Annotated in this window: 19 protein-coding genes; 11 read left to right on the forward strand and 8 right to left on the reverse strand. The window is 71.2% G+C overall.

Translation table 11 applies throughout. The features are described 5' to 3' along the window. The first annotated feature begins 3 nt into the window (after positions 1-3). The 8 genes from JYJ93_RS34475 to JYJ93_RS34510 all read left to right on the forward strand — a co-directional run bounded on the left by JYJ93_RS34475 (position 4) and on the right by JYJ93_RS34510 (position 9,838). Positions 4-3,339: a DUF87 domain-containing protein gene (locus tag JYJ93_RS34475; protein ID WP_206798759.1), complete on the forward strand. Its 3,336-nt coding sequence runs from the start codon at positions 4-6 to the stop codon at positions 3,337-3,339. Between the two features lie 126 nt (positions 3,340-3,465). Beyond that, positions 3,466-3,756, forward strand: a complete 291-nt coding sequence (locus JYJ93_RS34480) for a hypothetical protein (RefSeq protein ID WP_206798760.1) — start codon at positions 3,466-3,468, stop codon at positions 3,754-3,756. 147 nt (positions 3,757-3,903) lie between these two features. Next, positions 3,904-6,306 (forward strand): PAS domain-containing protein, encoded by a 2,403-nt coding sequence (locus JYJ93_RS34485; protein ID WP_206798761.1) that lies wholly within the window; start codon positions 3,904-3,906, stop codon positions 6,304-6,306. Between the two features lie 69 nt (positions 6,307-6,375). Beyond that, positions 6,376-7,200, forward strand: a complete 825-nt coding sequence (locus JYJ93_RS34490; RefSeq protein ID WP_206798762.1) for an aminotransferase class IV — start codon at positions 6,376-6,378, stop codon at positions 7,198-7,200. Between the two features lie 4 nt (positions 7,201-7,204). After that, a complete protein-coding gene (locus JYJ93_RS34495; protein ID WP_269013065.1) occupies positions 7,205-7,798 on the forward strand; it encodes an alpha/beta hydrolase in 594 nt (197 codons plus the stop codon). 97 nt (positions 7,799-7,895) lie between these two features. Then, complete coding sequence (locus JYJ93_RS34500) at positions 7,896-8,069, forward strand: hypothetical protein (protein WP_206798763.1); 174 nt, start codon at positions 7,896-7,898, stop codon at positions 8,067-8,069. Between the two features lie 78 nt (positions 8,070-8,147). Beyond that, a complete protein-coding gene (locus JYJ93_RS34505; protein ID WP_206798764.1) occupies positions 8,148-8,609 on the forward strand; it encodes a carbonic anhydrase in 462 nt (153 codons plus the stop codon). Between the two features lie 44 nt (positions 8,610-8,653). Further along, a complete protein-coding gene (locus JYJ93_RS34510; protein WP_206798765.1) occupies positions 8,654-9,838 on the forward strand; it encodes an MFS transporter in 1,185 nt (394 codons plus the stop codon). Between the two features lie 414 nt (positions 9,839-10,252). Here JYJ93_RS34510 and JYJ93_RS34515 read toward each other — a convergent pair whose 3' ends face one another. Further along, a complete protein-coding gene (locus JYJ93_RS34515; protein WP_206798766.1) occupies positions 10,253-10,966 on the reverse strand; it encodes a tetratricopeptide repeat protein in 714 nt (237 codons plus the stop codon). A gap of 91 nt (positions 10,967-11,057) precedes the next feature. Here JYJ93_RS34515 and JYJ93_RS34520 point away from each other — a divergent pair, with 91 nt between their 5' ends. Together JYJ93_RS34520 and JYJ93_RS34525 are read left to right on the forward strand one after the other, a co-directional pair. Next, on the forward strand, positions 11,058-11,774 hold the full coding sequence (locus JYJ93_RS34520) for a hypothetical protein (protein ID WP_206798767.1): 717 nt from the start codon (positions 11,058-11,060) through the stop codon (positions 11,772-11,774). Between the two features lie 39 nt (positions 11,775-11,813). Continuing rightward, positions 11,814-12,644, forward strand: coding sequence for an alpha/beta hydrolase-fold protein (locus JYJ93_RS34525; protein ID WP_206798768.1), 831 nt, complete (start codon positions 11,814-11,816; stop codon positions 12,642-12,644). Positions 12,645-12,703: 59 nt separating this feature from the next. Here the strand turns inward: JYJ93_RS34525 and JYJ93_RS34530 are convergent, their stop codons facing one another. Continuing rightward, complete coding sequence (locus tag JYJ93_RS34530) at positions 12,704-13,855, reverse strand: GntR family transcriptional regulator (RefSeq protein WP_206798769.1); 1,152 nt, start codon at positions 13,853-13,855, stop codon at positions 12,704-12,706. Positions 13,856-14,513: 658 nt separating this feature from the next. Further along, on the reverse strand, positions 14,514-15,398 hold the full coding sequence (locus tag JYJ93_RS34535) for an SDR family oxidoreductase (protein WP_206798770.1): 885 nt from the start codon (positions 15,396-15,398) through the stop codon (positions 14,514-14,516). A gap of 70 nt (positions 15,399-15,468) precedes the next feature. Here JYJ93_RS34535 and JYJ93_RS34540 point away from each other — a divergent pair, with 70 nt between their 5' ends. Then, on the forward strand, positions 15,469-16,140 hold the full coding sequence (locus JYJ93_RS34540; protein WP_206798771.1) for a TetR/AcrR family transcriptional regulator: 672 nt from the start codon (positions 15,469-15,471) through the stop codon (positions 16,138-16,140). Between the two features lie 96 nt (positions 16,141-16,236). On the opposite strand, the gene JYJ93_RS34545 is transcribed toward JYJ93_RS34540, so the two are convergent. From JYJ93_RS34545 to JYJ93_RS34565, 5 genes are all read right to left on the reverse strand, one after another. Continuing rightward, positions 16,237-17,040: a heme ABC transporter ATP-binding protein gene (locus tag JYJ93_RS34545; RefSeq protein WP_206798772.1), complete on the reverse strand. Its 804-nt coding sequence runs from the start codon at positions 17,038-17,040 to the stop codon at positions 16,237-16,239. A gap of 79 nt (positions 17,041-17,119) precedes the next feature. Next, complete coding sequence (locus JYJ93_RS34550) at positions 17,120-18,205, reverse strand: iron ABC transporter permease (RefSeq protein ID WP_206798773.1); 1,086 nt, start codon at positions 18,203-18,205, stop codon at positions 17,120-17,122. Continuing rightward, entirely contained in the window at positions 18,202-19,083 is an 882-nt protein-coding gene (locus JYJ93_RS34555; protein ID WP_206798774.1) for an ABC transporter substrate-binding protein, read from the reverse strand. Before JYJ93_RS34555 ends, JYJ93_RS34550 begins: the two co-directional genes overlap by 4 nt. Beyond that, a complete protein-coding gene (locus JYJ93_RS34560) occupies positions 19,080-20,162 on the reverse strand; it encodes a ChuX/HutX family heme-like substrate-binding protein (RefSeq protein ID WP_206798775.1) in 1,083 nt (360 codons plus the stop codon). Before JYJ93_RS34560 ends, JYJ93_RS34555 begins: the two co-directional genes overlap by 4 nt. Next, positions 20,162-20,818 (reverse strand): HmuY family protein, encoded by a 657-nt coding sequence (locus tag JYJ93_RS34565; RefSeq protein ID WP_206798776.1) that lies wholly within the window; start codon positions 20,816-20,818, stop codon positions 20,162-20,164. Before JYJ93_RS34565 ends, JYJ93_RS34560 begins: the two co-directional genes overlap by 1 nt. Between the last annotated feature and the right edge of the window lie 2 nt (positions 20,819-20,820).

Consider the following 20,820-nt stretch of genomic DNA (forward strand, 5'->3'; position numbering starts at 1 on the left):
TCCATGCCCACCGACGAACGTCTCGAAGCATTCCTGGCGGATGGCCCCGAGGTCTTCGCCAGCGTCCAGCAGGCCCAGTCGTTCTGGAAGCCAGACCCCTTCGACGTCGCGACCATCAACGTCCCCGCCCGCCGGACCTTCGAGCGGCTGGTGAAGCGCGCCACACGCAGCCCCGACTCCGGCAAGCTGTTCCTGCTCAAGGGTGAGTCCGGCAGCGGAAAGACGCACCTGGTCCGCGCCTTCCGTCACAGCGTGCACTCCCGGAAGCTGGGCTACGTCGGCTACCTGCCGATGACGGTGGATGCCTCCAGCTACGACCGCTACATCCTGTCGAACCTCATCGACACGCTGGACCGCACCTACGACGTGACCGTGGACGAGGACGACACGGGGCTGACCCGGCTGTCCAACGCGCTCATGAAGTACTGCAAGAGCGCGTTCGAGCCGCTCATCCACGACGAGGGCATCCTGGAGGAGCACGAACTCCACGACATGATCCGCGCACTGGCGGACGAGCTTCACGAGAACCCGCTCTTCCGCCACGTGGACGTCCAGCTCCTGCGCGCCCTCATCTACCTGCAACGCCGGGAGGCCAAGTACCACCACCGCGTCCTGCAGTGGCTGCGCTGCGAGGACATGGTCCCCGCGGACCGGCAGGTGCTCGGGGACATCGTGCCCCGCACGGCGGACAACGACCCCATGCGCATGCTCACCCATCTGGGCAGGCTCATGGGCGCGATGGAGCAGGCGCTGGTCCTCTGCGTGGATCAGGTCGAGGACATCAGCGACTTCGAGAAGAACCCCGGCATGGAGCCGTCGTTCCGGCGCGCCATCAACAGCCTGGCCGCGTTCGCGGGCAACGTCCCCACGGCGGTCATCGTCGTCTGCTGCCTGACCGACTTCTGGACGGAGATGCGCAAGCAGCTCACGCGGGCCATGCTGGACCGCATCGAGAACGACCCCGCGCCCGTCACCCTGGATCATCTGCTCACGGAGCAGACCGCGCAGGACATGGTCGCCCAGCGGATGCGCGTGCTCTTGAGCCATCACGGGCTCGAAGTGGACCCCGAGGATCCGACGTACCCCATTCCCCGCGCGGAGCTCGAGCGGTTCAGCGGCCTGCGCGTCCGCGACGCGCTCAATGCCTGCCGCCGCTTCCAGGAACAGGCCTGCCAGGACGGAAAGCTGCCTCGGACGCTCCCGCTTCCCGGAGAGGACAAGCAGAAGGCCGGCGAGGAGTTTCAGAAGGTCCAGCACGCCACCATGGACCAGAGGTGGACCGACTTCCGGGCGAAGTTCAACGGCACCGTCCCGGAGGAGGACGCGGAGATCGTCTCCCTTCTGGCCTGGGCCATTGAAGCGGGAGGAGACGAGCTGGGGGCGGCGGAGCAATACAAGGTCAAGGCGCGCACGGAGGCGTCCCTGGACATCAGCCTCCCCTCCAGCGCCCAGGGGCTGTTCGTGGCCCTCTGCAACCGCTCACCCCGAGGTGGCGGTCTCGGCCGGCAGATGGCCGAGGCGCTCCGGTCCGCCGCTCGCAAGCTGCCCGTCATCCTCCGCACCGCGGAGTTCCCCGGCAATCCCAATGGGCTGGTCGCGGAGCAGGTCGGCGTGCTCCTGAAGAGGGGGGGCCGGCGCGCGGTGGTGAGCAACAGCGACCTGCGCGAAGTGGTGGCCCTGCAGTCCTTCCGGAAGGAGCATCCGGAGTCCGCGTTCCGCGAATGGAGCCGGTCAGCGAAGCCCCTCACCCGGTTGAAGGTGATCTCGGACGTGCTCGCGCTCGAGAAGCTCCCGCCCCCTCCCCCGCCTGCGCGTGAAGCCCCACCGGCGCTCCAGCAACCGGCCCAGGGGGAGCGCCGCACCGCGCAGCCCGCGAGTGCGCGACGCGCGGACGCGCCCATCGAGAAGGGCTCCCCGAGCGCAAGCCCCCCGCGGGAAGAGGTCGAACTGGACGGGCAGCGCTTCCAGGCCGTCAGTCCGCCGCTCGTGGGCAAGAGCCCGAAGAGAACCCAGACGCCCACGGAAGTGCCTCAGGTCAAAACGACCGCGAAGGCCCCGGGAGACACGAAGCCCGGCGCGCTGCGGCTCGGTGAGTCCGAGGGGATCTTCACCCGTCCCGTCTTCGTGCAGACGGAGGAACTGACGAAGCACAGCGCGTTCCTCGGTGGCTCCGGCAGCGGCAAGACGACGCTCGCCCTGAACCTCATCGAGCAGTTGCTCCTGCAAGGCATCCCCGCGTTGCTGGTGGACCGCAAGGGGGACCTCGCCGCGTTCGCGCGCGACGAGGCGTGGGAGGAGGAGCTGAACGACCCCGCGATGGAGGAGCGCCGGCGCCTGCTGAAGGAGCGCGTGGACGTGGCCCTCTACACACCGGGCCGCACGGACGGACGCGCGCTCGCGATCCCCGTGGTCCCCCGGGGGCTGGAGTCACTGCCACCGGAGGAGCGCGAGCAGAGCGTGCAGCAGGCCGCGGACGCCATCGCGAGCATGCTCGAGTACCGCAACAGCGCCAGGGACAGGGCCGCGAAGGCGCTGCTCGCCCAGGCCCTGCGGCTCCTGGTGGAGCGCCCCATCGGCCAGGAGCTGACCCTGGACCTGCTCCAGAAGTTCATCGCGTCCGAGGACGTCACCCTGGTCCAGGAGACGAGCGGCATCGACCTCAAGGTGTTCCCGAAACTCGCCCAGGACCTGGCGACGCTGCGGCTCAACGCGCGAAACCTCCTGGCCTCCCAGGGCGAGAAGCTGAACATGGAGGAGCTGCTCGGGCTGGGGAGCGCGAAGGTGCCGGGCAAGACGCGGCTCTCCATCATCAGCACCAAGTTCCTCGGGGGAACGCAGGGCGCGCTCTTCTGGGTGTCCCAGCTGCTCGTGGAGGCCAACCGCTGGGCGAGCCAGCACCCCTCCTCCAAGCTCCAGGCCATCCTCATGTTCGACGAGGCGGACATGTACCTGCCGGCCGTGGGCATCCCCGCGACCAAGCAGCCCATGGAGAACCTGCTCAAGCGCGCACGCTCGGCGGGCATCGGGGTGATGCTCGCGACCCAGAGCCCGGGCGACCTGGACTACAAGTGCCGGGAGAACGTGCGCAGCTGGTTCATTGGCCGTGTGCGGGAGGATCGCGCGCTCGGCAAGCTGCGGCCCATGTTCTCGGATGCGCGCGTGGACCCGGCCACGCGCCTCCCCGCGCAGAAGACAGGGCAGTTCCACGTCCTGCGGGATGGCCAGGTGGAACAGCTCAAGGCGGACCGCAACATCGTCAAGGCCGACCAGCTCTCCGAGGACGAAATCCTCCAGCTCGCGCACCGCACCCGCCCTCACGACAGCGACGACACGGAGTGAGTCCATTCGGGTCGTTCATCCAACACAGCCCAGGCATTTGAGAGCCATTGCGCCCCGCCACGGACCTTCGCTCGCGCCGTCATGGCATCATGTCCAGGCAGCGCCCCCTCTCTCCTTGGAGTCACCATGCGCCGTTCATTGATGCTGGGCCTTGCCGTCGTCGGACTTCAGTTTGGCTGTGGAATGGACGAAGCCGAGCAGCGCGCGGCCTCCGAGCCGGAGCGGCGCGTGGACGCGCTCTACCGCTGCACGACCGACTCCTTGACCATCTATTACAGCGACGCCACGTACACGACGGAGGTCGGCTCGGATCGGTGCTTCTGCGGCAGGACTCCCTTGCGCACGGGCCAGTTTTCCCCGTACGCGCTCACGGGCTTCAGTGAGGAATGCCCCGGGTTCGCGCCGGCGGCCCAGTAACCCTCCGACACCAAAGCCCGCGGGCAGGGGGACGCTCCCCTCCCGCGGGTGCGACCGGCCCACGAGCAGGAAACCGGCCTCGCGCGGCTTCCCGCGGCAGCAACTCCCATACTTCCTTCAAGTGTCTTTCATGGAGGGATGGGAGGAATGGCCGTGCCACAGGGCCAGGAACGGACCGCGCCCGAGGGCCCCTCGTCCATCCAGGCCCTCGATGCCCTGGAGCGGATCTCGGACGCGGTCTTCGCGCTCGACCGCTCATGGCGCTTCACCTACCTCAACACGAGCAGCGAGTGGCTGCTGCGCCGCCCGCGCCAGGAGCTCCTCGGGCGCGATGTGTGGGACGAGTTCCCCGAGGCGCGCGGCTCCATCTTCGAGCAGGAGTACCAGCGGGCGCTCCGGGAGCAGGTCCATGTCGCGTTCGAGGCCTACTACGAGCCCCTCGATGCCTGGCTGGACGTGCGGGCGTACCCCTCCTCGGAAGGCCTCACGGTCTGCTTCCGGGACGTCAGCCCCCGCAAACGCTTTGAACACGCGCTGCATGAGTCGGAGAAGTTCCTGCGCTCCACGCTCGACTCGCTGTCCACGCACATCGCCATCCTGGATGGCCGGGGCGCCATCCTCGCCGTCAACGCCGCATGGAAGCGCTTCGCGAGCGACAACGGCTGCGCGGACGGGGACGTGCGCTGCGGCGTGGGCGCGAACTACCTGGAGGTGACGGAGGCCGCGCAGGGCGAGAACGCCGAGGAGGCCGCCGCCGTGGCGCAAGGCATCCGCGACATCCTCGCCGGCCGCAGCGAGTCCTTCCTCCTGGACTATCCGTGCCACGCGCCCGCCGGGGGCCAGCGGCGCTGGTTCCTGCTGCGCGCCACGCGCTTCGTCGGGTCGGGCCCGCTGCGCGTGGTGATGGCCCACGAGGACATCACCGCCCGCCACGAAGCCGACGAGGCGCGCAACCGGCTCATCCGGGAAGAGGCCGCCCGCGAGGAGGCGGAGGCCGCGCGCGAGCGGCTGAACGCGGTGCTCGAGCGCATCACCGACGGCTTCGCCGCGTTCGACCGGGACGGCCGCTTCACCTATGTGAACCGGACCGCGGAGACCCACTTCGGCCTCAAGCGCGAGGTGCTGCTGGGCCGCAGGCTGGAGGAGGTCTTCTCCGGCGACCACGGCCCGGCCATGGCGACCCTGGTGCGCCGCGCGGCGGAGGCGCAGCGCCCCGTGGAGGAGGAACAACCCTCCATCGTGGACAACCGCTGGCTGCGCGTCGTGGCGTACCCGTCCCCGGAGGGGCTCTCCGTCTACTTCCGCGACATCACCGAGAAGCGGCGCGTCGAATTGTGGGGCCGCTTCCTCTCCGACATGGGCGCCGCCAGCACGCGGACGCTGGACTGCGCGGAGGTGGTCCGCACCGTGGTGACGCTCGCGGTGCCCACGCTCGCGGACGGCTGCGCCATCGCCACGCGGGGCGGCTGCCTTGACGAGGGGCCCTCCACCGAGGTCTCCGCCGTGACGCCCGGGCTGGCGGACGCGCTGCGAGCGGCGTGCACCCCCCGGGCCGAGACCCCGTTGGGGCGGACCGTGGAGCAGGCGCTGCGCACGCAGTCGGGGGCGCGTATGCCGGGGCCCTCGGCGGACACCCCCCGAGTGGAATCCGCGGTGGCCGTGCCGCTGGCCCTCCAGGACCACTCCCTGGGGGTGCTGCTGCTGGTGTCCACGCACTCGGGCCTGCGCTACGGAGCGGAGAGCATTCCCCTCGTGGAGGAGCTGGCGCGGCGGACCGCGCTGGCGCTGGAGAACGCGCGGCTGTACCGCACCGCGAAGCAGGCCGTCGCCGCGCGCGACGAGACGCTGGGCATCGTCTCCCATGACCTGCGCGCGCCGCTGAACACCATCTCCCTCCTGTCCCGCTCCGCGGAGCGCAGCCTGGTCCGGACGCACGAGGAGGCGAACGCAGCGGAGGCCTTGCGCAAGGTGCGCCTGGTGGTGGGCAACATGGAGGGGCTCATCGACGACCTGCTGGAGGTGGCGCGCGTGGAGTCGGGGCACACGATGCTGGACGTGGAGCCGCTGGACGTGCCCCGGCTGCTCCACCAGGTGCAGGCCTTGAACGAGCTGTTGGCGGCGGACAAGGCGCTGCGGCTCGAAGTGGAGGCCGAGCCGGGCCTCCCCCAGGTGCGCGCGGACCGGGCGCGCCTGATGCGCGTCTTCCAGAACCTGGTGGGCAACGCCATCCGCTTCACCCCGCCCGGAGGCCGCATCCTCCTGAAGGCCGAGCGCCGGGGTGAACAGGTGTGCTTCCGCGTGGTGGACTCGGGGCCGGGCGTCGACGCGCAGGCGCTGCCCCACGTGTTCGACCGCTTCTGGCAGGCCATCCACACGCGCAAGGCGGGCGCCGGATTGGGGCTCGCCATCGTCAAGGGGCTGGTGGAGGCCCACGGTGGCCGCATCTGGGTGGAGAGCCCGCCAGGCCACGGCGCCGCGTTCTTCTTCACGCTGCCCGGCCTCCCGGCGGCCTCCGCGGACCAGACCCGGGGCGACGCAGCCAGCCCGTGACGTCACCCGCGGAGCGCTGGCGCGGGTCTAGAATGGGCCCATGCCGCCCGCTTCCCGCCAGGCCTGAACATGTTCTCCACCGTCTCCGTCGATGGCGTCGTCCAGCGCTGGGAGGACCTGCGCCTGCACGACTTCTCCCAGGGCTTCTTCTTCGGCGCGGGCTTCTTCACCACGTTCCGCATCGACGCCGGGCAGCCCCGGTTCCTCGCGCGGCACCTGTCCCGCCTGCGCGGAAGCCTGGATGCGTTCCCCACCGCCGTGCGCGCTCCGGTTCCCTCGCTGCTTCGCGAGGACGCCGTGCGGGAAGCCCTGCGCCGCTGTCTCACCGCGGATGCGGCGATGGGTCTCCGCTTCACCGGCGTGGGCAAGCTCGCGGTCAGCGACGGACATGTGCTGTGCACCTTCCGTCCCCTCCCTCCGGAGCTCGAAGCCCTGCACCGGCAGGGCCGCGAGCTGGAGGGCGTGGAGGCCGGAACCTACCGGCGCGCGGAGCGCACGGTGAACCACAAGGGCCTGGCGTACTTCCGCCAGCACGCGCTGATGCCGTGGATGCCCGTGCTCACCAACGAGGCGGAGGAGGTCTGCGAGCTGCCCACCGCCAACCTCTTCGTGCAGGTGGACGGCGCGCTCGTCACCCCGCCGCTGTCCGCGCCGTGCCTGCCGGGCATCGCGCGAGCGGTGCTGTTGGCCATGGCGGCCCTGGACGGCCTGCCGGTGGTGGAGCGCGTGCTGCCGCTCACGGACCTGGCCCGGGCGCAGGCGTGCTTCTACAGCAACGCGGTGGCGCTGGCCGTGGGCGTCCCCAGGCTGCTGGGCCGGGAGCTCCCTGACAGCCTGCGGCTCGCGGAGCGGGCCCGCGCCGCGATGGAGGCCCGGGCCATTCGCGAAGGCTGAGCCCGTGGCACACTCGGCGGCCATGAACCGCTCGCTCGTCATGGTCCCCCGTTGGGCCGGCAGCCCCGACACGGACTTCTATCCGTGGCTCACCGCGAAGCTGCGCACGCCGCCGCCCCTCTTCGACGACGTCCGCACGCTGGCCATGCCCACGCCGGGCGCGCCCACCATCGACGGCTGGGTGTCCACGCTCGGCGCGGAGGTGGGCCCGGTGCCCGCGTCCTCCACCGTGCTCCTGGGCCACAGCGTCGGCTGTCAGGCCGTGATGCGCTACCTGTCCGCGCTGCCTCCGGGCCACACCGTGGAGGGCGCCGTGTTCGTCGCGGGCTGGTTCGAGGTCGACACGCCCTGGGACACGCTGCGGCCCTGGCTGGACACGCCCATGGACTTCGAGCGGATCCGCGCCGCGCTCCGCCGCTGCGTGGTGCTGCTGTCGGACTCCGACCCCTTCACGTCCGACTTCCGCCGCAACACGCGCCTCTTCGAGGAGCGCCTGGGCGCCGAGGTGCGGCTCGTCCCCGGCGGACGCCACTTCAACAATCCCCAGGAGCCCGCCGTGCTGGCCGCGCTCCAGGAGTGCTTCGGCGCCTCACGCTGAGCAGCCGGCCGGGCAGGCGCTGGACGTGGCAATCTTCGCGGGCACCCCCATCTTTGAGCGACTTGGAAGGACTTCCTTCAACGACAGGGGGCTCGACATGGAGACGAAGAAGCCAGACGAGAAGCAGGTCCAGCGCCAGGGCCTGAGCGAGGACGAGGACCTGCGGCACAAGGGCGGTGGGCGCGAGTCCGAGGCGGACCGGCACGCGGGCCCGAAGCCCGAGGGAAACGGCGGCACGGGGCAGCCCGCGGCGTTCCCGGAACACAACTGACGCCGGGCACCTCACCGGTTCCCACGGAACGGCCCGAAGCCGCTTTCGTGGGAGCCGGAAGCCGTTAACCTGGGGCGCATGAGCGCTCCCTACGTCTCCCGCGTCCCCTTCGAGTCCGTCCACCCGAAGACCCTGGCCGTGTACTGCTCGGACGGGCGCTTCACCGAGGCCGTGGAGGACCTGGCCCGCCACCTGGGCCACCCCCGCATCGACACGCTCACCATCCCTGGCGGCCCCGCGCTCCTCAACCGCTGGGCGTCGGACTACCTGGAGAGCGAGGGCTTCACGAAGGCCGCGCGCTTCCTCATCGAAGGCCACCACATCGAGGACGTGCTGCTGCTGGCGCACGAGGGGTGCGGCTACTACCACGCGAAGCACAGCGCGCTGGGGCCGGACATCGCCGTGGAGCAGCAGCTGAAGGACCTGCACTTCGGCGCGAAGGAGCTCCAGACGGCGTACCCGCACCTGCGCATCCACCTCTATTACGTGCGCCCCCACGGCAAGACGATCGAGTTCGAGCCCATCCCCCGCGGGGGCTGAGGCCCGAAGCGACAGGCGTCCGCCGACCTGATACGGGGACGCGCGTGAAGACACATGACGTAGGCAGGGCCCTGCTGGCGTTGTCCCTGGGTGGCTTCGGCATCGGGACGACCGAGTTCGCCACCATGGGCATCCTCCCGCAAATCGCGAGCGGGCTCGGGACGACGATTCCGCGGAGCGGGCATGTCATCGCCGCCTATGCGCTGGGCGTGGTCGTGGGAGCGCCGCTGGTCGCCATCGTGACGGCGCGGATGTCGCGCCGGGCGCTGCTGCTCTTGTTGATGGTGGCGTTCACCCTGGGCAACACGGCGTCGGCGCTGGCGCCGACCCTGGACACGCTCGTCGTGGCCCGGTTCATGGCAGGCCTGCCGCACGGCGCCTACTTCGGAGTGGCCTCCGTCGTGGGAGCGGAGCTGTTGGGAGCCGGGCGCAAGGGCCGCGCGGTGGCGCTGATCATGGCCGGGCTCACGGTCGCCAACATCGTCGGCGTCCCGGTGGCGACGTTCCTGGGGCAGCAGCTGGGCTGGCGGAGCACGTTCCTGCTGGTGGGCGCCATCGGGCTGGTGACGCTCGCGGCGCTCTGGCTGTGGGTGCCGCACGTGGCGTCCCTGGGAGGAAGCAGCATCCGTCAGGAGCTGTCCGCGCTGAAGCAGCCGCAGGTGTGGTGGACGTCGCTGGTGGGCGCGGTGGGCTTCGGGGGGCTGTTCGCGGTCTACAGCTACATCGCGCCGACGCTGACGCTGGTGTCGGGCCTGCCCGAGTCGGGGCTGCCGTGGGTGCTCGCCCTCTTCGGCGTGGGCATGACGGTGGGGGCGTTTCTGGGAGGCCGCCTCACGGACCACTCGGTGTCGCTCGCGATGTGGGTCGGATTCGCCGCGACGACGGTGGTGATGGGTCTGTTCGCGCTCACGGCCCAATCGCCCTGGGCGGCGGTCCCGCTGGTGTTCCTCATCGGCATCGCGGCGCAGTTCCTCGCGCCCGCGGTGCAGGTGCGGCTGATGGAGGCCTCACCCGGTGCGCCCTCGCTGGCCGCGTCGATGTCGCACTCCGCCCTGAACATCGCCAACGCGGCGGGAGCATGGCTGGGAGGACTGGTCATCGCGGCTGGATATGGCTACCTCGCGCCGGCCTGGGCCGCCGTCGCGCTCACGCTGGTCGGGGCAGCGCTCTTCGCGGTCGCGAACCGTGGGGGCGGCCGTCCCGCGCCAGTCCAGGCCGAGCACGCGTAGCCACGCGAGAGCGGCTCAACGGGGGTCCCCTGCCCACTCCGCGCGGAGGTTGGCGACCATCGTCAACAGCCCCTCATCCTCGAGGGACCGGGCCAGGGATTCAGCGCCTGCCAGAGACGCGCGCGCTGTCCGCTGGCCTGACCACCAGAGGACGTCCGTCAATGCAATCAAGACGATGGGGTCAGACGCATCCGTCGCAATAGCTTCTTCGTAATAGCGCGAGGCCTGATCAAGTCTCCCGGCGGCATCGCAGTAGCTTCTCGCGAGAAGGGATGTATCAGCGGGCCTTTCCTTGTCTGCTCAAGAGAGAGAAAGAGCCACTTCGAGGCAATCGATGGCTTCAGCCATCCTCCCTGCCAGGGCGCCTGGGTCGCGGCCCGAAGGGAATGCTCCCCTTGCGCCATGCCCCGAAGCCTACACGTCCTGGAGCCCGCGCCGGAGCGCGTCCAACAGTGACGGCGGGTCGCCCACGCGGAAGGCCTGGAGCCCCGCGTCGAAGTCGGCGCGCGCGCCCGCGACGTCACCGCGCTGAAGCCTGAGCACACCCCGCTCGTGAAGCAGCTCCGGATCCACGGCTTCGCCCTGCTGGGACGCGAGCGCTTCGGTGAGATCCGCCTCCGCGGCATCCGTCCGTCCCGCGCGGGCGCGGCACCGGGCCCGTTGCTGGAGCAGCCACGGATTGCCCCGGTCCTCGGCGAGGGCCGCCGTCCAGTCCGCCTCCGCCTCCGTCAGCCGGCCCAGCGCTTCCAGTGACTCCGCGCGCTTCATGTGCAGCACCAGCGCCTTGCGGAACCCCGCCGCCTCCACCTGCGCGAACTCCTCCACCGCCTCCGCGTGCCTGCCCAGCCGGGCGAGCGTGAGGGCCCGGTGGTAGCGCGTGGCCACGTGGCCGGGCGCCAGTTCCAGCACGCGGTCGTACCAGGGCAGCGCCTCCACCGGTTGGCCGCCCCACACGCCCAGCGTCAGCCCCACCTCCACCAGCACCCGCACCTGTGTCGGATGTGCCTCCGCCAGCGTCCGCGCCAGCGCGAGCGCCGACGTGTAGCGGCCTCCCCGGCGCAGGCGGTCCACCTCGTGCAGGGGCTCGGAGAGCTCCGGGGGCCACGCCTGTCGTCCGTTGCGTTCCATGGGGGGCGGTCGTCCGGCATTTCGCAGGCACGTCCCGGGGTGTCAAGGCAGCGACTTGACCCGGAAGCCCGGTCGCGCGAAGAGCGCTGGCATGAAGCCCTGGGAAACAGTGGAGCGAGCGCAGGTGCCGGACGTGGGCGAGGTCGTGCTCGCCCGGCGGGACGAAGAGTACGTGCTGCGCGTACGAGGCCAGACGTTGATGTCCAGCCGCCAGCATGGCTCGGAGATGGCCATGGCCGAGGCCGGCTGCGCGAACCTCGCGGCGGACGCGCCCGCCCGGGTGCTCGTGGGTGGGCTGGGCTTCGGCTTCACGGTCCGCGCGGTGCTCGACCGCCTGGGCCCCGGCGGCCGCGTCGTCGTCGCGGAGCTGATATCCCCGGTCGTGGAGTGGAACCGGGGCGTGCTCGCGCCGCTGGCGAAGGCGCCGCTGGAGGACCCGCGCGTCACCGTGGTGGAGGGTGACGTGGGCAAGGTGATGCGCAGGCAGCAGGGCGCCTTCGACGCCATCCTGCTCGACGTGGACAACGGCCCGAAGGCCATGACCCACCCGGACAACGACAGCCTCTACGACCTCACCGGCGTGTCGCACGCCTACAACTCCTTGCGCTCCAACGGAACGCTGGTGGTGTGGAGCGCCGGGCCCTCGGTCGCGTACGCGAAGCTGCTGGAGGAGGTGGGCTTCTCCGTCAACCTCCTCCACCCCCCGGCGCACGGCACCAAGGGGCCGAAGCACACCCTCTTTGTCGCCCGGCGCGTGCCCAAGGCGAAGTCGCCGTCGTCGTCCCGGCAGCCGTCTCGAAAGCGCTGAAGCACACGAGCATTCTTCCCGTTCCGGAGGTGGCAGCCCATGCGGTGCGTCCAACTGTTCCTGCTCGCCGTCATCCTCGTCAGCGGCGTGGGTCATGCCGCTGAAACGGAGCCCACGCCTCCGCACACGACGTTCACGCTGCCGTCGAAGAAGCTCCGGGAAACGCGGCGCATCAACGTCTACACGCCGCCCGGCTACGACGCGGCGAAGGGCGTGCGCTACCCCGTCCTCTACATGCCCGACGGCGGCGAGCAGGAGGACTTCCCGCACGTCGCCACCACGGTGGACACCGCCATCCGCGCCGGGGAGATGCGGCCCGTCATCCTGGTCGGCATCGAGAACACCGAACGGCGCCGGGACATGACCGGGCCCACGCAGGTCGAGGAGGACAAGAAGATCGCCCCGCGCGTCGGAGGCTCCGCGGCGTTCCGAGCCTTCCTGCGCGACGAACTGATGCCCCACGTCCGCCGCAAGTACCGCGTCACCGACGAGACGGCCATCATCGGCGAGTCGCTCGCGGGGCTGTTCATCATGGAGACGCTCTTCCTCCAGCCCGGGATGTTCGGCACCTCCATCGCGCTGAGCCCCAGCCTCTGGTGGAACAACGAAGAGTGGGTACGCAAGGCCGGAGACACCCTCAAGGCGAAGCCGGGCCTGAAGGCCACGCTCTACATGGCGTCCGCCGGTGACGACGTCGCGTCGGAAGCCGGACGCCTGGCCGAAGCGCTCCGCGCGAACGCGCCCACGGGTCTGAAGTGGAAGTACGAACCCCGGCCCGACCTGCGCCACGCCAACATCTACCGTTCGATGGAGGCGAAGGTGCTGCGAGAGGCCTTCGCCCCCGCCACCACCACGAAGGCCGTCCCTTGATCAGTTAGTCAGGCGCAAGCCGCCCCTGGAGCAATAGGGGACGCAGGCGCTGTCATCACTCACGAAGCAGACAGTCCCAGGGTCATGGAAATGAATCGCCACAGGCGAGCAGCCCACCGGCCCAGGGTCCCCCGGCTATCGTGAACCGGACCGCCATCTGAGCCCAAGGCGCCAGGACCTGTCCGACAGCCGGACACATGACCCAAGGCCGCGCTCATCGAATCCCCAGCGCACACCCCATCTGGCTCGCCAGGAACGAGCCCGATAGCGGATGGAGCCAGCGGCGTCCCGAGGGTTTGCTCCACGAGGAAACCCTGCTCCTGAAGACAGGGGGCACCCCCGAGCGCCTCGGCATCCTCTGGGGCGGGTACGCGGCAACCGGGGCTCCGCTCCTCGACAGAAGGGACTACCTCCGGCGCGTCCGCCATCCCAGTGGCTGCCACGTGAGCACCGGCGAGACCCTCCTGGGAGCATGGGGCCTCGGAGGACGCAGGCTTGACGGGGACGGGAGCGAAGGCATCGAGCACGCGCTCATCGCGAGCCTTCATCAGTGCCGGCAGCTCATGCTGAAGTGCCTGCACATCGCGCTCGTGCAGGATCGCCATCAGGCGGAAGGCCCACTCGCGCAGCGCCTCTCCGCCCAGATGAGGCAGCAGTTGGGCGGCTCCTCCCAGGAAGGCCCGCTGCAGGGACTGAACGAGGAGCACGTGCCCGGGACGTGCCGCCACTCGCGCTGCCTGCCGCAGCAACTCGAATTCCGCCTGCGCGCAGGCTTCCCCCGACTCCCAGCGCGCCGCGTCCTGAAGCCGGAAGCACGCGCTCCCCAGCCGGTCCAGGTCGAGGTCCGAAGCTTTCTCGCAGCAGTCGACCAGCAGCTCCACCAGCACCTGCCGCTTGAGGCTGAAGTAGCCCTCCAGAAGCCACCGGGCATCCGGGTTGCTCGCGTCATGCAGCGCCAGGCCCAGGTTCTCCAATGTCAGCGATTCATCCAGCGGCACCGCGCGCGTCTTGCGTCCGGGGCGCTGCACCACCAGGCCCCGCGCCGCCAGCCGTCGCAGCGCCTCGCGGATGGTGCCCCGGCATACCTCATAGCGCCGCGCCAGTTTCGCTTCGGAGCCGAACTGCCCGCTCGGGTGCAGCCGCCCCAGCGCGATATCGCGCTCGATTTGCGCCTCCACATAGGCCACGAGCCCTCGCCGTTCCATCCCCATCCCCTTCCTCGTTCCAGCATGGCCATCCAACCACAGGGGTCTGACATGGACGTGCGCGCCTGCCGAGCCAGCGCGCCCCCGGGCGGCATGGGGCGAAAACCTGTCCGACAGTCGGACAAGTTCGCGGGCTCCATGCGGCGAAAACCTGTCCGACTGTCGGACAGGTTTTGAGGCAACCGGGCCCGGGCGGGCGGCGCCAGGCTCCTCACCGAGAACTTCTGGCCACGAGATTGACCAACCCAGTCCTGGTCACCTGTTCGCCGGAGGGCGCTGTCGTCTGGCTCCCTGCTGGAAGACTCGCTCTTCCAGGCTTCAGTGCGGGCTCCGTGGCACCGGGCGCCATGCAGCACCTGGCCCTGAGCGTCCCGTCCGAACCGGAGCTGCTGGCGCTGCGCGACCGACTTCGCGCCCACGGTTCTCGGGTGGCGCCCCCCGTGAGCCACAACCGGTGCAAGTCGCTGCACGGCCAGGCGCCGGATGGACGGGGTTGGAGCTCGCGACGGAGGAGGGCACCTCGACACGGAGCAGTGGCTCGACCCGGTCGTGGTGGCCTTCCGTGGCATCAGCCGTTTGGAGCTGGCCAATCGCCGCGGCCCTGGACTCGCCCCTGCCGTCAGTGCTGAAGCGGCGTCTGGCGTCCTGTGCCAGGGGCATGCCTCTACGGCGTGAGCCGCGCGGCCTCCGTCCCCACCGCCTCCGGAGGCCGCATCATCCCGGCCGCCACGCGCAGGCCCAGCCAGCGCGGCGTGAAGCGCGTCAGGTTGGCCTGCAGCCAGTTGCGCCACCCCGGCACCACCGACGCCCGGCCCTGGTCCAGGGCCTTGAGCGCGTGCAGCACCACCTCCTCCGCCGTCGCCATGGGGCCGACCGCGGCCTGCTGGGTGCCCACCACGTCGAAGAACGCCGTCTTCACGGGCCCCGGGCACAGGGCCGTCACCCGCACGCCGCGCTCGCGCGTCTCCTCCGACAGCGCCTCCGTGAAGGACAGCACGAACGCCTTGGTGGCTCCGTAGATGGCCATGTACGGCACCGGCTGGAAGCCCGCGATGGACGCCACGTTGAGGATGCCGCCCACGCCGCGCGCGAGCATGTCCGGCAGGAACAGGTGGCAGGTGTCCGCCAGCGACGTGACGTTGAGCATCACCTGCTCGTGCTGCCGCGCGAACGGCGCCGCGTCGAAGGCCCCGTGCGTGCCGAAGCCCGCGTTGTTCACCAGCAGGTCCACCCGCAGGCCCTTCTCCTGGCAGCGCGCGTACAGCTCGCGGCCCGCGCCCTCGCGGCCCAGGTCCAACGCGATGACCTCCGCCTGGACGTGGTGGGCCTCCTTCAGCTCCGCCGCCAGCGCGCGCATCCGGTCCTCGGAGCGGGCCACCAGAATGAGGTCCATGCCTCGCGCCGCCAGCTCACGGGCGAACACCTCGCCCAGGCCGGAGGACGCGCCCGTCACGAGCGCGCGGTGGCCCGCGTAGGGGAAGGCCTTGCTCCGCGGGGCGGCGGGGGCGACAGACGAACGAACTGGGGACTGGGACGAGGTCGTTTGCATGGGGCTAGAATGTGAGCGGTCGCTCACGTTCTCAACTCGCGTGGTGCTCACGTTTCCTTGAGGAGGCCTCATGCCCCGCCGTCCCCCTCCCTCCCGTCGCAGGGCGCCCCGCCAGGAGCGTGCGCAGGCCACGGTGGAGGCCATCCTCACCGCGACTGCTCGCGTTCTGCTCAGGGATGGCTATGAGGCCGCGAGCACCAACCGCATCGCCCAGGAGGCAGGGGTGAGCGTGGGCTCGCTCTACCAGTACTTTCCCAGCAAGGAGGGACTGGTGACGGCGCTGATGGAGCAGCACCGCGCGCGGTCGCTGGCGGACTTCGAGGCCGGGCTGGTGCCGCTCGCCGGGCAGCCGCTCCCGGTGGCGATGCGCGCCATCATCCGGCAGGTGCTCGCTGTGAAGCGGGAGAACCCTCGATTGCAGCAGGCGCTGCACGAGCTGATGCCTCGGATGCGGCAGTGGGGCCTGTCGGATGTGTACTCGCAGCGGCTGCACCGGCTGGTGCGGGCGTTCCTCGCGCCCCGCATCGAGGACCTGCGCCCCCGGAACCTGGACATGGCGGTCTTCATCCTGGTGAACACCGTGGAGGCGCTGTGCCACACGGCGCTGACGGACCGGCCGGACTATGTAGAGGACGACGCGTTCGTGGATGAGATCGCCGCGCTCGCGGTCGGGTACCTGCGGCCGGAGCCGGCCCTGGCGCGTCCCCGGCGCGCGACGCGGGAGCGCGTGGCCCGCCTGTGAAGGGCACAACGTCCTTCCGCGAGGAGGGTCCGACGCGTGGCCTTGGAGGGGCGTTCGCGCGCGTGGACACCCTCCTCGCGGGAGGAAGACGGTGCGTCAGGGCGGCGCGGGTGCGCGGCCCAGGGGAATCACCAGTGGCCCGGGCAGGTCCGGCCGCGACACCACCTCCACCTGCAACCCGAAGGTGCCCGCGATGAGGCCGGGCGTCAGCACTCCCGAAGGCGTGCCCGTCTCCACGCACCGGCCCTGGTCCAACACCGCGATGCGGTCCGCGTACCTCGCGGCCAGGTTCAGGTCATGCAACACCGCGAGCACCGCGCCGCCGCCCTGCGCGAAGGCGCGGGCGCGCTCCAGCACCAGGTGCTGGTGGGACAGGTCCAGGCTCGCCGTCGGCTCGTCCAAGAGCAGGTAGCGGTGGCCATGCACGGGCGGCGTCCACAGCTGGGCCAGCACGCGGGCCAGTTGCACGCGTTGCCGCTCGCCACCGGAGAGCGTGGTGTACGCGCGTGAGGCCAGGTGCTGCGTGTCGGTGGCATCCAGCGCCGCGCGGGCGATGTCCAGGTCGGACGCGTCACCGCCCCGGCGGACATGCGGGCTGCGGCCCAGGACCGCCACTTCCAGCGCGGTGAAGCCGAAGCCCAGCGAGGACTCCTGGGGCAGCACACCCAGCCGCTGCGCGCGCTCTACCGAGGGCCACAGGTGCAGCGCGCGGCCCTCCAGGTACACGTCGCCCATCTTGCAGCGCAGCTCGCCCGACAGCGCCGCGAGGAGGGACGACTTGCCCGCGCCGTTGGGCCCCACCACGGCCAACACCTCGCCGGGCCGGACCTCCAGCGACAGCGGTCCGGCCACCCTGCCCCGCCCGCGCCACACCTCGATGCCGCGCGCCTCCAGGCTCATGCCGCCCCCTCGCGAGCAGACAACGCGATGGCGTCATCCCCCGGCACGGCGGCGCGCCCCGCTTCATGTGTCTCGTGGCTCATGCCGCCCCCTTGCGCGCGAGCAGCGCGATGAAAGCGGGCACGCCCAGCACGGACGTGAGCGCGCCTACCGGCAGCTCGGAAGGAGACGCCAGCGTGCGCGCGAGCAGGTCCGATGCGAGCAGCAGCGATGCTCCCGACAGCGCGGACGCGGCCAGCAACCTGCGGTGGTCCGGACCGAGCGCGATGCGCAGCAGCGCCGGCACCAGCAGGCCCACGAAGCCAATCATCCCGCAGAACGACACCGCGGCTCCCACGCCCAGCGCGGCGGCGAGGATGAGCTTGCGCTTGAGCCGCTCCACGTCCACGCCCAGGTGCCACGCTTCACGCTCCCCCAGGAGCATCAGGTTGAGCGCGCGTGCCTCACTCAGGAGCAAACCCAGCGTCACGGCCAGCGGGAGCGCCGCGGCGCCCACGGTCTCCCACGACGCGCCACCCAGGCTGCCCAGGCTCCAGAAGGTGATGGTGCGCAACTGCGCGTCCGACGCGCTGTGCGTGAGCAGCCCCATGCCCGCGAACGCGCCCGCGCTCACCGCCACGCCCGCCAGCAGCACGCGCGGCGTGTCCGTGCGCCCTCCTCCCGTGCCCAACCGCAGGGCGAGCACCGTCGCCGCCAGCGCGCCCAGGAAGGCCGCGCTCGGCACCACCAGCATCCGGAAGGCCCCCATGTGCGCGGCCAGCGTCACGTCCAGCACGATGGCCAGCACCGCGCCCAGCGCCGCCCCACTGGACGTGCCCAGCAGGCCGGGCTCCACCAACGGATTGCGGAAGAGGGCCTGGAGCGCGGCGCCCGTCGTCGCCAGCACCCCGCCCACCATCACGGCCATCAACACGCGCGGCAGGCGCAAGGTGAACAGCACCGCGCGCTGCCTTGCGTCCATCGGGTGGGAGGCCTCGCCCAGGCCCAGCGCCTCCCAGAGACTTCCGAGGATGGCGGACGGCGGCACCGTCATGGAGCCCACCGCCAGCGACACCAGGACCATCAACGCCAGCAGCAGCCCCAGCGTCACCCAGGGCCCCGCGCCCGGCACCCGCGAAGATACCGGACGCGACGCGGGCACGGGCATGGCCTCCGACGCGCTCATCTGCCGCCGCCCGTCGCCGGAGCTGGAGCCGGAGCCACCGCGTCCTGCACGCGCGCCACCGCCTGGCCCAGGTTGGGCCCCAGCCCCATGAAGTCCACGTCCTCCACGGTGACGAGCTTCCAGCCCTTCACCTGCGACAGCCCGGGCAGCTTCGCCAGTCCCTCCGCGCCGCCCACCGACGACACCGAGCTCGCGGGCAGGAGCACGAACTCCGGCGCCGCCGCCACCACGGCCTCCGCGCCCAGCGGCTTGTAGCCCGGCAGCGAGTCCGCCGCGTTCACCGCGCCCGTCAGGCGGATGAGCGTGTCCGCCACGGTGCCCGAGCCCGCCACCATCATCGTGCCCGCACCGCGCGCGTAGATGGCGAGGATGCGCGGCGGCTTCGAGCCCTTCACCCGCGCCGCGCGGTCCTCCGCCTTCTTCAGGTCCGCGTCCAGCTTCGCCACCAGCGCCCTGCCCTGCTCCGGCATGCCCAGACGCTCCGCGATGCCCTGGATGCGAGCGCGCGCACCCTCCACCGTGGGCTCGTTGGCGAACGTCTCCACCTTCATGCCCGCCTGCTTGAGCTGCTCCAGCACCGGCGGGGGCCCCGCCTCCGCGGAGCCCAGGAGCAGGCCGGCGCCCAGCGACAGCACCCCTTCCGCGGACAGCGCGCGCTGGTAGCCCACCGTGCGCACCTTCGACGCCTCCGGCAACGCCGCGCTGGAGTCGTCCACGCCCACCACCCGGTCGCCCGCGCCCAGCGCGAACACCGTCTGCGTGATGGCCGGTCCAATGGTGATGAGCTTCGGCGCGGGCTTCGCCACCGGAGGCGCCGCGTGCGCCGCCAGCGCGAACAGGGCCGCGGCGAGCCCCCACTTCGAGGCCGTGCGCCTCATGACGCCACCTCCACCGCGGGCAGCGTCCGGACCAGGTCCTCCATCAGCGCCCGCCACGTGGGGGACTCCAACTCGCCCGGCTTCCGCTTGCCGAAGAGCAGCGCGATGTTCTCCCCCGCCTTGTCGAACAGCTCCAGCGAGGTGACGTCGCCGTCGCGCGTGGGCTTGCGCACCACCCAGGCGGTGTGGACGTGGTCCGCGCGCACGTGCAGGTTGAAGCCCGGATCCATCACGTTCATCCACGGGCCCATGGGCCGCACCGTGCGCACCGGACCGGTGTGGATTTGAATGGCGCCCGGGTTGCCCACGAACACCATGATGGGCAGCTCGCTCGCCGCGGCGCGCTCCAGCGTCCAGCCCAGCGAGTCCGGCGTCACCGGCTTCGCGAACTCCGTCCCCGCCAGCCGCAGCGCCTGCGTGCGCGCCACCTTGAACCTGCCGAGCAGCGCGAAGAACTCGTGCGTGTCCTGGAGGGCCCGCCAGCCGGCCTTGAGGCCCGGCGTGTCGATCTCCGAGTCCGGCCGGGGCTCCGAGGGCGGAGACGCCGGCACCACGTCCAGCACGTGGCCCTGGTCCTCGTGCTGGAGCTCGCGCACCAGCCCCTCGAAGGCGGCGACGTTCGCGTCGTCCTGGAGATAGATTTTGTGCACCGCCGTGCCTGCGGCGTCGAACACCTGGAAGCTGCGGCGCACCTGGCCGGAGAGGTCCTCGCGCAGCGCGAAGACGAAGCACCAGCGCGACAGGAACAGCCGCAGGTCGATGTCCTCGTCCAGCACCAGCGCCCGGGCGCCGTGCAGTTCCACCTTGCGGTAGACGCCCTTCTTCTCATGCACCGCGGACGCGTTGCGCGTGAGCGCCATCACCCGGCCCAGCGACTCCAGCCGGGGCAACAGCACGTCCAGGCGCGGCTCCAGCCGCACCAACTCACCGCTCAAGCCGGTGGCGAGCAGCTCCGCCTCGCTCACGCCCAGCGTGTCCGCCGCGTCGCGGATGCGCAGGCGCGGCTCCGCTTCACGCAGCGCCCGCCAGCGCTCCCGCAGCGCCGCGAGCGGGCCTGCCACCTCCTCCGTGCGGCCCATCACGGCCCCACCCCGGCCGGCGCGGCCACCGGCGCCCAGAGCAGCTTCATCATCGCGGGCGTGCCGGCGGCGTCGTAATAGCCCTGCACCCGCAGCTTGAAGTACGCGCCGGAATCCGAGCGCACGACGTAGAGCTGGTCGCGAGGCGTGAGCGTGTGGGTCGGCAGGTCGTAGACGTACCAGCCGTCCCCCAGGTTGAAGACGGTGTCCGGGCTGTCACCGGTGTCCGGGCCGTCCGCCGCGTCCGTCAGGTAGCCGGACGCGGGCGCCTGGGTGAGCGCCGCGAACGCCGTGTCCGGCACGATGGCCACCTGCACGTTGCCCGTGCCGCTGACACCCCCGCGCGCCTTCACCGTGTAGCGCTGGAAGGCCAGGTCCCAGACCGCGTCCTCCGTCGCGCTCACCTGCTTGCCCGTATCCAGGTCCAGGCCAATCCACGCGTCCGCGTTGGTCGCGTCGACGACGGAGGTGAACGAGCCATCGCCGTTGTCGTGGTGCTTCAGGTTCGCGCCGTCCTGCGGCGTGACGATGGGGTCCTCGTCCTCGGGCCCGGGCGTGGGCTGGAGGTCGTCACCGCACGCGGTGCCCAGGCCCGCGATGAGCAGCGCCGCGCAGGCGCGGCCCAAGAGGCCGGAACGGAAGGGAATGGGGAACATGC

This window comes from Corallococcus sp. NCSPR001 (assembly GCF_017309135.1).
Taxonomy (GTDB): Bacteria; Myxococcota; Myxococcia; order Myxococcales; family Myxococcaceae; genus Corallococcus.